Origin of the sequence: Actinoalloteichus sp. GBA129-24, assembly GCF_001941645.1 — a bacterium.
In the GTDB taxonomy this organism is placed as follows: Bacteria; Actinomycetota; Actinomycetes; order Mycobacteriales; family Pseudonocardiaceae; genus Actinoalloteichus_A; species Actinoalloteichus_A fjordicus.
Genome location: NZ_CP016077.1, coordinates 6,063,177 through 6,074,454, shown reverse-complemented (window position 1 = coordinate 6,074,454; position 11,278 = coordinate 6,063,177). Strand labels below are relative to the sequence as shown.

General features: G+C 72.3%; 11 protein-coding genes and 1 other RNA gene. 11 read left to right on the top strand and 1 reads right to left on the bottom strand.

Annotation, left to right across the window (positions count from 1 at the left end; all coding sequences use genetic code 11):
• The first annotated feature begins 816 nt into the window (after positions 1–816).
• The gene (locus tag UA75_RS26010) at positions 817–1,809 is read left to right on the top strand and encodes a cobalamin biosynthesis protein (protein WP_075744223.1); all 993 of its coding nucleotides are present in this window, start codon (positions 817–819) and stop codon (positions 1,807–1,809) included.
• Here the strand turns inward: UA75_RS26010 and UA75_RS26005 are convergent.
• On the bottom strand, positions 1,720–2,604 hold the full coding sequence (locus UA75_RS26005; RefSeq protein WP_083684156.1) for an SURF1 family protein: 885 nt from the start codon (positions 2,602–2,604) through the stop codon (positions 1,720–1,722). The two genes, UA75_RS26010 and UA75_RS26005, sit on opposite strands and share 90 nt — an antisense overlap.
• 161 nt (positions 2,605–2,765) lie before the next feature.
• Here UA75_RS26005 and UA75_RS26000 point away from each other — a divergent pair, with 161 nt between their 5' ends.
• From UA75_RS26000 to UA75_RS25955, 10 genes are all read left to right on the top strand, one after another.
• On the top strand, positions 2,766–3,347 hold the full coding sequence (locus UA75_RS26000) for an NADAR family protein (protein WP_075742491.1): 582 nt from the start codon (positions 2,766–2,768) through the stop codon (positions 3,345–3,347).
• 358 nt (positions 3,348–3,705) lie between these two features.
• Entirely contained in the window at positions 3,706–4,932 is a 1,227-nt protein-coding gene (gene cobC / locus UA75_RS25995) for an Rv2231c family pyridoxal phosphate-dependent protein CobC (protein ID WP_083683627.1), read from the top strand.
• Between the two features lie 13 nt (positions 4,933–4,945).
• Positions 4,946–5,803 (top strand): Nif3-like dinuclear metal center hexameric protein, encoded by an 858-nt coding sequence (locus tag UA75_RS25990; RefSeq protein ID WP_075742490.1) that lies wholly within the window; start codon positions 4,946–4,948, stop codon positions 5,801–5,803.
• A gap of 36 nt (positions 5,804–5,839) precedes the next feature.
• Positions 5,840–6,577 (top strand): zinc ribbon domain-containing protein, encoded by a 738-nt coding sequence (locus UA75_RS25985; RefSeq protein ID WP_075742489.1) that lies wholly within the window; start codon positions 5,840–5,842, stop codon positions 6,575–6,577.
• Positions 6,574–7,767 (top strand): bifunctional RNase H/acid phosphatase, encoded by a 1,194-nt coding sequence (locus UA75_RS25980; protein WP_075742488.1) that lies wholly within the window; start codon positions 6,574–6,576, stop codon positions 7,765–7,767. Before UA75_RS25985 ends, UA75_RS25980 begins: the two co-directional genes overlap by 4 nt.
• A 78-nt stretch (positions 7,768–7,845) precedes the next feature.
• An RNA gene (gene rnpB / locus UA75_RS25975) (RNase P RNA component class A) lies at positions 7,846–8,250 on the top strand.
• A gap of 541 nt (positions 8,251–8,791) precedes the next feature.
• The gene (locus tag UA75_RS25970) at positions 8,792–9,088 is read left to right on the top strand and encodes a hypothetical protein (RefSeq protein WP_075742487.1); all 297 of its coding nucleotides are present in this window, start codon (positions 8,792–8,794) and stop codon (positions 9,086–9,088) included.
• Positions 9,089–9,709: 621 nt separating this feature from the next.
• Entirely contained in the window at positions 9,710–9,955 is a 246-nt protein-coding gene (locus UA75_RS25965; RefSeq protein ID WP_075742486.1) for a DUF2630 family protein, read from the top strand.
• Between the two features lie 540 nt (positions 9,956–10,495).
• On the top strand, positions 10,496–10,759 hold the full coding sequence (locus UA75_RS25960; RefSeq protein ID WP_075742485.1) for a hypothetical protein: 264 nt from the start codon (positions 10,496–10,498) through the stop codon (positions 10,757–10,759).
• Positions 10,760–10,765: 6 nt separating this feature from the next.
• The gene (locus UA75_RS25955) at positions 10,766–11,239 is read left to right on the top strand and encodes a hypothetical protein (protein ID WP_075742484.1); all 474 of its coding nucleotides are present in this window, start codon (positions 10,766–10,768) and stop codon (positions 11,237–11,239) included.
• The last annotated feature ends 39 nt before the right edge of the window (positions 11,240–11,278 follow it).

Below are 11,278 nucleotides of genomic sequence, written 5' to 3'. Positions count from 1 at the left end.
CCGTCCCCTGTGGACGAGGGTCTGTCTGCCGGGCCTCGCCTGCGTCGTGGGCGTCCCGCGTGGACGTCCGGGCCGCAGTACGGGGCGGGGCGTCGACCTGCGGACCTCGCTCGGTGGTCGGCGGGCGGCGCGGCGGCGACTCGCCGACGGCCGGGTCGGCCGACCAGGGCTCTCCGGCGCCGGGAATGATCGACCCGGCTGCCCGCGTTGTGACCGGTCGCGGCTTCGGCGCGACGGGGCGACCACGGCGGGCCGTGCAGTGGAGTGAGTGGCGGGCCGTGCAGTGGAGTGAGTGGCGGGCCGTGCAGTGGAGTGAGTGGCGGGCCGTGCAGTGGAGTGAGTGGCGGGCCGTGCAGTGGAGTGAGTGGTGGGCCGCGCGGACGAACGGCGGTCCGCTCGAGAAGAACCGGTCTGCCTGCGGGGCTGCGGTGCATGGCGACCCCGCCGAGGAGACGTCGGTGCGCCGTGTCGGAGACTCTGGACGGGAGTCGCCGGGACAGGTCGGCGTCGACTGTTTCGCCCGATCGATGACGGGGCCACCGGCCGGTCTGGGACCCTGTACGGGCGAGGTCGAGCAGTCGCGCCGACCGGGCTGGACCCCGCAGACGGGTGGCACCGTCGACCGCCGCCCGAGGGGGCACGATGATCATCGTTGATCCGGGCGGACGGCCGCACGGAGGTCGACCGCTCGATCACAAGAACGGGCGTCCCCGATTCGGGGGCTTCCGGACTGGCGGCGGCACAGCGTGATCAGCGATCGAGCGGAGTCGTCGACGGCATGACGAGGCAGTGGACGAGACGAACGAGGGGGCAACAGTGAACGCGGGTCGCGCGGTCGGTCTGCTGTTGGGCGTGGCTGCGGACGCGGCCTTCGGTGACCCACGACGAGGACATCCGGTGGCGGGCTTCGGCCGGGTCGCAGGCGCGCTGGAGCGTCGGATCTATCGCGATCGACGGTCGTCCGGCGTGGTCTTCACCGGCGTGCTCGTCGGCGGGGGCGTGGCCGTCGGCCTGGCCGCCCGACGGCTGGGCAGGCTGAGTCCGGTGGCCGAGGCCGCCACCACCGCGCTGGCCACCTGGGTGGTCCTCGGCGGCGCCTCGCTCGCGGAGGAGGGCACCACGATGGCACGCGCGCTGGACTCCGGTGAGCTGGCCGAGGCCCGTGAGTCGCTGCCGAGGCTCTGCGGCAGGCATCCCGGTTCGCTGGACGGCCCCGGCCTGGCCAGGGCCTCGGTGGAGTCCATCGCGGAGAACACCTCCGACGCCGTGGTGGCCCCGCTGTTCTGGGGTGCCGTCGCGGGAGTGCCCGGCCTGCTGGGCTACCGCGCGATCAACACCCTCGACGCCATGGTGGGCCACCGATCACCGCGCTACCGCCAGTTCGGCTGGGCCTCGGCGCGGCTCGACGACCTGGCCAACCTGGTGCCCTCCCGGGCCACCGCGATGCTGACCAGCCTCTGCGCTCCGGTCGTCGGGGGTTCGGCGCAGGGCGCGTGGCGCACCTGGCGTCGGGACGCGACCGCGCATCCCAGCCCCAACGCGGGCCAGGTGGAGGCCGCCTTCGCCGGGGCACTCGAAGTACGGCTGGGCGGTCGGACCGTCTATCACCACGGCGCCGAGGAACGTCCCATGCTCGGCGACGGCCGGACGCCCGACGCGGGCGACGTCACGCGGGGCGTGGAGCTGTCCCGGGTGATCGGCGCCGTCGCGGGCGTGCTGTCAGCGGCGACCGCCGTAGCGGTCGGCCAGGGTCTCCGTCGTCGTCCGCGTCGCCGAGGGGCGCTCCGACGCGGCGGCACGCAGCGCTGACCGGGTCGACGTCCGGCTTCCCTCGGGCGGCTCCGCCGTCTCGTCGGTGGTCGCCGATCCCGCCTCCGGCTTGGGATGGGCCTCCCGCCAGATGAAGAAGATCAGCGCGCCGAGGGCCATCGCACCGAACGCGACCCACTGAAGTCCGTAGGCGAGGTTGAGCCCGGAGTTCAGCCTCGGCAGCGGCAGCGCGCCGAGGCCGCCGGGCTGGTCGGCGGTCAGCTGGAGGTAACCGGCCCGCAGCGGGATGTCGACCGCCTCGGAGACGGTGCCGGAGTTGACCGCGTAGACGTGCAGCCTGCCGTCCTCCTCGAAGGCCGCCCGCCTGCGAGTGTCGTTCTCGTCCAGCCGCACGCGGGCGGTCAGGCTGGTGGACTCGGTGGGCGCCCCGGGGACGTCGGGCACTCGGCCTTCGTCATCGGGACGGACGAAGCCTCGGTTGATCAGGACCGTGGTGCCGTCGGTCAGGGCGAACGGCGTCAACACCTCGTAGGCGGGCTCGCCGTGCACCGAGCGGAGCCGGGCCACCGTCTCCCCTTCGGGGAGATACCGGCCCTCGACGGCGACCTGCTGCCACACCGCGTCCTCGCCGGGCGCGGCGTCGGGCGGCACGATCGTGTCGAGCGGCACGGCCTCGCTGCTCTGGGATCGCTCGATCGCCTCGTTCTGGGCCAGCTTGTCGTCGTGACGACCGAGTTGCCATGGCGAGAGCATGAAGACGGAGATGGCTGCGAACACCAGGACGGCGACGGTCATGGTGATCCATCCCGGCTGCAGCAGGAACCGGTAGCGCACGGACTCACGGTACGTCACGGCGTTGCTGGCACCGCGAGGCTCCCGGCGCCCGCCACGTCGCCCGGCGGTGGTCGCGGCGGGTGCGGGCCGCAACCGCCCCCGGCGGAGGCCGGTCGAAATCGCTCGCGGCCGATGCCCCGCGTGTCCTAGCGTCGTCGATCATGACCGAGGCACGACCCGCGCGAGTGGACCCGAGGATCGCCGAGCTGCGTCGGCGGGAGTCGGCAGACGAGAATCTGCGGTTCGTCTTCTTCTGGAACGGCCTCCGACGGGCGGACGGCGACGTGCGAGCGGAGTGCCTCAGCCAGTGGTGGTTCGGCGACTTCGCCGCCGACGGGCGCCGCTATCCGACGGCCGAGCACTACATGATGGAACGTAAGGCACGGCTGTTCGGCGATGACGTCGTCGCCGAGCAGATCATGGCCGCGGGTCATCCCGGCGAGGCCAAACGGCTCGGACGCCAGGTCCGGGCCTTCGACGCCGAGCAGTGGGACGCCCACCGCGAGCAGATCGTCGTCGCAGGCAACCTCGCGAAGTTCACCGCCCAGCAGCAGGCCGCCGTGTTCCTGCGCTCCACCGGCAGCCGGATTCTCGTGGAGGCGAGCCCGCTCGACGCCGTGTGGGGCATCGGCCTGGCCGCGCAGGACGACGCGGCCACCCGGCCGTCGCGGTGGCCGGGGCTCAATCTGCTCGGCTTCGCGCTGATGGAGGTACGAGCCCGTCTCGTGGCGGATCGGCGGTGAGCCCGTGTCCGCCCCGATGACCGTGAGCGCGTTCCCGGTTCTCGGGCGCGGGCAGGCGACTCGGTCCCGCGCTGCCCATCGCCGTCGATCCATCGCTGTTCCGCACGGGTGCCTGCACTGCACAGGCAGCGCCGGGCCGTCCCGCCGCAAGACCGCACAGCGGCGGCGTCGGACCGCCCCTCGAGACGGCCTGAACGGCTCGCGGCATCGGGCCGCTCCTCCGGTCTGCGCGGGCGACGTGCCGAGCCGCGCCGTCGAGCCCCCGGCTCTCCTGCGCCGCGCCACCCCGGCGTTCTGTCGTGCGCACCACAGCTTCGATGGCGGCACCTCCGGGCGGCGAGTGCCTAGACTCCCGCCGATGAGCAGCGGCGATCGGCACCACGGTCCGGCGGTCGGGCACGGCTTGCCGTCCCCGGCGGCCGCCGCTCGCCCACCGGCGGCCGCCCCGGCCCGCGAGCGCGATCGGGCCGACCACGGCAGCGGGGCGCCATCGGTCGACAGGCCCCTCCCCGTCGGGCACCGGTCCGACCCCGAGCCCGGCCTCGCCGCGCTGCGCCATCACGGCGACGTCGAGGCGACGGCGGGCCTGCTGGACTTCGCCGTCAACGTCCGGCTCGACGCGCCGCCGCGCTGGTTACGGGACCGACTCGCCGCGGGCCTTGCCGACCTCGGCCGCTACCCCTCGCCCGCCGAGGACGCCGCCACCCGGTCCGCCGTCGCCGCGCGACACGGCAGGCCGCCGGAAGAGGTGCTGGTGCTGAACGGCGCCGCCGAGTGCTTCGCACTGCTCCCTGAACTGCGGCCCCGGCACGCCGCCGTCGTGCACCCCTCCTTCACCGAGCCCGAGCTGGCGCTTCGTCAGGCGGGGGTGCCGATCAGCAGGGTCGTGCTCTCCGCCGCCGACGGCTACCGCCTCCGGCCGGAACTCGTCCCGGCCGACGCCGATCTCGTCGTGCTGGGGAATCCGACGAACCCCACCTCGGTGCTGCATCCGGCGGAGGTCGTCCGCTCGCTGGCCCGTCCTGGGCGGACCCTGGTGGTGGACGAGGCCTTCATCGACGTCGTGCCCGGCGAGGCCGAGTCACTCGCAGGCGACGGCGAGGTCCCCGGGCTCGTGGTGGTGCGCAGCCTCACGAAGACCTGGGCGCTGGCCGGGCTGCGGGCGGGCTACGCCCTGGCCGCGCCGGCACTGGTGGCCAGGCTGGCCGCGCGTCGACCGCACTGGCCGGTCGGGAGCCTGGTCCACGTCGCGGTCCAGGCCTGCTGTTCGCCTGCGGCGGTCGCCGAGGCCGAGGCCGCCGCAGGCGATCTCGCCGCCCGTCGCCGGGAGATGATCGAGGAGCTGACCGTCTTCGCCGCGTTACGCGTCCACCAGCCTGCCTCGGCCCCGTTCCTGCTTCTGACGGTGCCCGACGGAGCCGGGGTGCGCCGGGGCCTGCGTCAGCGGGGAGTCGCGGTCCGTCGGTGCGATACCTTTCCCGGACTGACCGAGGATCATCTTCGCGTCGCGGTGCGGTCTGCCGAGCGGACCCGCCTGCTGTGCGCGGCCCTGTCCGATCTGCTGCGCGACACGCGAATGTCGTGAAGGGGGACCGTCCGTGAGCGCCACCGTCGCCGACGTCATCACCGCGCTGGAGCGGGCCTACCCGCCCGAGTACGCCGAGGACTGGGACGCGATCGGCCTGGTCTGCGGTGATCCGACCTCCGCCGTGGACAGGGTGCTGATCTGCGTCGACCCCACCGAGGACACCGTCTCCGAAGCGCTGGAACGCGGTGTCGGGCTCATCGTCGCCCACCACCCGCTGCTGCTGCGCGGCGTTCACGGAGTGCCTGCCGACCAGCCGAAGGGGCGGTTGATCCATCGGATGCTCCTCGGCGGCGTGGCACTGTACTGCGCCCACACCAACGCCGACACCGCCGTGCCCGGAGTGTCCGACGCCCTCGCCGAGGCGATCGGCCTGCCCGTCACGGCGGCGCTGCGCCCGCACCGGAGCGCGACCGCCGAGACACCGCTGCTCGGCCTCGGCCGGGTCGGCGAGCTGGCGGAGCCCGAGCCCTTCGCCCGCTTCGTCCGCCGGGTCGCCGACGCGCTGCCGACCACGTCCTGGGGAGTGCGTGCCTCGGGGGACCCCGATCGTCCGATCCGCCGCGTGGCGGTGTCCGGCGGCGCGGGCGACGGGTTCTTGAGCACCGCCGCCGCTCTGGGCGTCGACGCCTACGTGACCAGCGATCTCCGACACCATCCGGCCGGGGAGCACGCCGCCATGGCGACGGTTCCCGGTGGGGCGGCTCCCGCTCTGGTGGACGTGGCGCACTGGGCGGGGGAGTGGCCATGGTGCGCGCAGGCGGCCCGGGTCATCCGCGCGGCGACGCAGAGTACCGTCGAAGTCCACGTCTCGCAGCGTCGAACCGACCCGTGGAATCTCCACGAGCCCGGCGATCGCTCGCGACCCTGAACCGTCAGCGCGCCCGCACACCTGGAGGACGCCCGCGTGAAAGCCGATCCCGCCACGCAGCGCAGGCTGCTCGACCTGGCCGATGTCGATACCGAATTGAACAGGGTCGCCTACAGCCGCACCAACCTGCCTGAGCACGCCGAGATCGATGAGTCCGAGGACACGGTGCGGACCAGGCAGGACGCTCAGGTGGTTGCCGAGACGGCGCTGAGCGACCTTCGGCGGGAGCTGGCCAGGCAGGAGAAGGAGATCGACCAGGTCCGGGCCAGGGGCAAACGGGACCGGGAGCTGCTGGACGCCGGGACGGTGGGCGCTCGGCAGGTCGTCGACCTCCAGCACGAACTCGACACGCTGACCCGCCGCCAGGGCGTGCTGGAGGACGAACTCCTCGAGGTGATGGAGCGGGCCGAGGCCGCCGAGACCGACGTGCGCTTCGCCGAGGACCGGCTCGCCGAGAGCCGGGAGGCGTTGGCGGTGGTGACCCGCCGCCGTGACGAGCTCCTCGCTGACCTCGGCACCCAGGAGAGCAGGCACGCCGAGCGCCGGGCGACGTTGACCAACGGCCTGCCTGCCGATCTGCTCGCCCTGTACGAGCGGATTCGTGCGCAGAAGGGCAACGGCGCCGCGCTGCTGCGGGCTCGGCGCTGCGGCGCGTGCAGGCTGGAGCTGGACCGGGTGGCCGTCAGCAAGTTGAAGGCCGCGGATCCCAGCGAGGTCGTGCGGTGCGACGAGTGCGGCGTGATCCTGGTCCGTACGGTGGAGTCCGGCCTGTGAGCAGTGCCGACGTCATCGTCGAGGCCGACGGCGGCTCACGCGGCAACCCCGGCCCGGCGGGCTTCGGCGCGGTCGTCAAGGATCGCGTCAGCGGCGAGGTCCTCGCCGAGCGCGCAGGCGGCCTCGGCATCGCCACCAACAACGTGGCCGAGTACCGGGGGCTGATCGAGGGCCTGCGGGCGGCGTCGGAACTGGGCGTGTCGACCGTCGCGGTGCGGATGGACTCGAAGCTCGTGGTGGAGCAGATGTCGGGGCGATGGAAGATCAAGCACCCGCAGCTCGCGCCGTTGGCGCGTGAGGCCCGGGATCTCGCGGGTGCCTTCTCCACGGTGCGGTACGAGTGGATTCCTCGGGCGAGCAATGCCCACGCCGACCGCCTGGCCAACCGGGCGATGGACGAGCAGGCCAACGGTGCGGGCCGGGGACGCGGCGGTGCACCTGCCGACGGCGCGGGTGCGGCGACCCCGGCGGCGCGTTCCGTCTCGGCAGGCGCGGGCAGCGCCGCAGGGACGACGGCGACCGGCGCGGCCAGGTCGCGGCCCTCGGGGTGGAACGGCGCGAGCGGCACGCCGACCAAGCTGCTGCTGGTCCGGCACGGGCAGACCAGCCTCTCGGTGGACCGGCGCTACTCTGGTCGAGGCGACGTCGACCTCACCGAGTTCGGTGCGAGCCAGGCGGCGGCGGTGGCGCGGCGGCTCGCGGGGCTGGACGGCGTGGACGCGAACACGGCGGTGGTGACGTCGCCGCTGGCGAGGACTCGGCAGACCGCATCGGCGATCGCCGCAGCCCTGGGGACGGCCGAGCCGGTGACGCATCCCGGCCTGATCGAGACCGACTTCGGCGACTGGGAGCGGCTGACCTTCACCGAGGCGGCCGAGCGTGATCCCGAGGAGCACGCCCGCTGGCTGCGCGATCCCTCGGTGCGGCCGCCCGGCGGCGAGAGCTTCGACGTCGTCCATCGCAGGGTGCGGCGGGCCAGGGACGAGCTGATCAGCACGCACGGCGCGGCGACGGTGATCGTGGTCAGCCATGTGACGCCGATCAAGGCGCTGCTGCGGATGGCTCTGGACGCGGGCCCGTCGCTGCTCTATCGGCTGCACCTCGATCTGGCCTCGCTCTCGATCGCCGAGTTCTACCCGGACGGCAACGCCTCGGTCCGACTCGTCAACGACATCTCCCATCTGAGCTGATCCGACGCTCCGGCGGCGGCGTGATCTCCACTCCCTTGTCGGACAGCCGGGATCGGGGGACTAGAATCGGCCGTTGGACGAGCCGGTCGGGCGGCCGCGACGGGGGTGACCTCGTCGAGGAAAGTCCGGACTCCGCAGGGCAGGGTGGTTGCTAACGGCAACCCGGGGCGATCCGCGGGACAGTGCCACAGAAAACAGACCGCCGGGCCGTGCCTGCAGGCGCGGTCGGGTAAGGGTGAAACGGTGGTGTAAGAGACCACCAGCACCCCGGGTGACCGGGGTGGCTAGGTAAACCCCACCCGGAGCAAGGCCAAGAGGACGTCGGTGACGGCGTCTGCGCGAGCGTTCGAGGGCGGCCCGCCCGATGCTCGCGGGTAGGCTGCTGGAGCCCGTCGGCGACGGCGGGCCTAGATGGATGGTCGCCGGTCGAGTCGCCGCGAGGCGGTTCGACGACAGAATCCGGCTTAGAGACCGGCTCGTCCCCCGCCCGCCCCTCCCGCGCCGTGGGCGGGCGGTTCGCATTCTCTCGACTCGACGTCCCCGCGACGCCCTCGCGGCGCGGTGCGGTGTGGTCCGGCACGGTGCGGTTCGGTCGGGGCCGCCGTGGCGACGACCAGCGACCGCCACGGACCTGATGCATCGGTGGCGCGGCGGCTCCCCCCGACGGGACGCCTGCCTGCTCGGCTCGTCCTCGGACGGTCGCCCGGCGCGTCGACCTGCGGGAGTCTGCCTGGTCGCGCCGACCGGCCGACATCAGGCTCGTCGGGTCCGTGTCCGAGTCCCGCCCCGCTGCGCTCGGGGCAGGATCGAGATTCGCGGATCGCAGGCAACGGAGAGTCCCGCGCCTCGGACCACGGTCGTGCGCAGCCTGCCTGAACTCACGCCCCGTCACACGTTGGGGTGAGACATGCGCATGTGACTATATAGCCAGCTAGCGTTAGGTGTGAGGGACGTCATCGGGTCGACTCCTGCCCGGCCCGACGGCGGCCGCCGCGAACACGAGGACAAGTGAGGTGCGTTCATCATGACTACCGCCCACGTCGAGCACCCCGGCCACCAGCACGAGCACGGGACGGGCTGCGGGCACGTCGCCGTGCCCCACGGCGACCACGTCGACTATGCGCACGACGGACACCTGCACCGGACGCACGACGGGCACTTCGACGAGTGCGATCCCGCGATGCACATCGAGCACTCCGCACACAGCCACCAGCACGGCGAGGGCTGTGGACACGTCTCGGTGCCACACGGTGATCACGTCGACTACGTCCACGACGGGCATCGGCACGCCGTCCACGACGGGCATGTCGACGATCACTGACCTCGACTCCGTTCCGGCGTTTCGGCGCGGTCACGACCGCTCGCCCGGCGCCGGGGCGGGGCAGGCCCGCTCCCTCGTGGGCGCCGCTCGCAGCGCGCCTGCGAGCGGCCGCGCGGACGGCTGCCCCGTTCGCCTTCGATCCGGCGCGAACGGCGGAATGCCGATTCGGCCGTTCACTTCGATCCGTCTCGGTGACCTTCGCCGCCGAATCCCGGCACTCGGTGTGACGAGCACGCCACGAATCCGGATCGATTCATCGAGCTGCGCCGCCGGAGAGGCCGAGCCTGCCGCCGCCCGGCCGCGTCCGGTTGAAGCGATGCCGCCTCGCGCGGTATGGGGATGATCCGCAGCGCACGTAGCTCGTGCCGCACAGGCAATGACCCCCGGAATCGTGAGAGTCGCACGCGAAATCTCCCGAACCTGCCCCGCTGTCCGCCTGCCCGGCGCATCGATGCTGGCCCGCCGGGCACTGCGGCGTCCGCGACCGACGATTCTCCTCGGGTCACGAGTGGCGCGGCGGCCGCCCGGCACTCCTCGACTTGCGGGCGAGGAAGCACGGTGTTGCAGTGCTGATCGAGTCGTGCGGCCTGCCGACCCGAGAACGACCAGAGGGAGCAGAAGATGAAGGAAGAGGAAATCCTGCTGCGAATCCGGGAATTGGTCGACGAGGAACACGCGCTTCGACAAGAACGGGAATCCGGCCGTGTCGGCCGCGCCGACGAGACCGATCGACTGCGTCGCGTGGAATCCGCCCTGGATCAATGTTGGGATCTGCTGCGGCGTCGCCGGGTGCAGGCGGCGACGGGGAGCGGGGCGGACGACGTCGAGCCGCGCGCGGCGGACGAAGTCCAGCGGTACCAACAGTGACCGATGCCCGGCGATTGCGCACAAGATCGCTCTCGGTAGCCTCTGCCCGGCGGCCACGTGGATCGTGCGGTCGTCTCCTCGTCACCCGCCACGTCCGCGAAGGTTCCGCCCTGTCGTCCCTGATCACGTTCTCGCAGTTCAGCGAGGCGCCGCGAATCCCGCGCATCGTCGAGTCGGCTCCGACGCGCGGCCGATCCCCTCGGACCTGCCGTGTGAAGTGAGGGTGTGGAAACGTGCGACGAGGGATTTTCACGGCCGCTAACGATCACTTTGTGTAACCATATTGGGCGCAAGCGGGTGAACCTTCTCGGCAGTTGGGAGAAACAGGGTGCGGCTATTCACGACCCCGGACTTCGCCATGATGATGGGTGGCGCTGGAGAAGGCGAAGCCGAGGACGAAGGGATCGTCTTTGCGTCGAGACCTGGCACCCTTGTCAGTGCACCTTGCCCGCCGGGCATGCTGTACTCGAAGGTGCCCCACGGGGCCGCAGCACCCTGCTTCGGCCCGATGACCACGCTCCTCATCCTCGGGAGTAAGCGATGACCGCGACGGCTGTGTACACCCTGGCGCAGGGCGCCCTCGGCACCGGTGGCATCCAGGACTGGATGCTCGACAACGTCCTGCCCCTGCTTCTGCTGACCGTGGCGATCCTGTTGCTCTGGCTCGGCGCCGGGCGAGGTGACAACGCGGGTGTGATGCGCCGGGTCGGCGGCATCTTCATCGCCTTGGCGGTGATCGGTCTGGCCGTGACGGGCGGCGGCATCAACATCGGCACCTGGCTCGCCAGCCTGTTCGGCGGGTGATCGGACGTGCGAATCCGCACCGATGACGAGGTCTATCGGGTCGATGCAGTCTGGCTCGGTCCGCCCAAGGCGACCTTCCCGTGGCGGGCTCGCTACGTCGCCTGGGGGATCGGGGTCCTCGTCCTGCTGGTCGTGCTCACCGTCGAACGGCAGATGGGCATCGGCTTCGACTTCTTCTCCACCGCGTGGGCCGTCGTCATCACCGTCGCCCTCACCACCTTCATCTGCTCGCGGATCAGCCACGAGCGGCCGTTCGCCTCGGTACTGGCGATGTGGGTGCGCGAGCTGACCGCACCCCGACAGACCAACTCGGCCAGGGGCGGCGCCGTGAGCGCCGACCGGATCCGGGTGCACCCTCAGCGACCTCGGCCGAGGCGGTCCGGCAGGTCCGGCAGGCGACCTGCGGGCCGAGGTCCGTCCCGCGGCTCTGCTCGCAAGAAGAACAAGGAGGTCCGCCGTGTCCGGGCGCCGAGGCGATAGGGAGCCGGAGCCCCGGAAACGCTCCCGGGGCAGCAAGTC

Excerpts from the sequence above, each read along its gene's own strand:
- UA75_RS26000 (WP_075742491.1), top strand. The coding sequence starts at position 2,766 with ATGACCGAGGCACGACCCGCGCGAGTGGACCCGAGGATCGCCGAGCTG.
- cobC (WP_083683627.1), top strand. The coding sequence starts at position 3,706 with ATGAGCAGCGGCGATCGGCACCACGGTCCGGCGGTCGGGCACGGCTTG.
- UA75_RS25970 (WP_075742487.1), top strand. The coding sequence starts at position 8,792 with ATGACTACCGCCCACGTCGAGCACCCCGGCCACCAGCACGAGCACGGG.
- UA75_RS25965 (WP_075742486.1), top strand. The coding sequence starts at position 9,710 with ATGAAGGAAGAGGAAATCCTGCTGCGAATCCGGGAATTGGTCGACGAG.
- UA75_RS25960 (WP_075742485.1), top strand. The coding sequence starts at position 10,496 with ATGACCGCGACGGCTGTGTACACCCTGGCGCAGGGCGCCCTCGGCACC.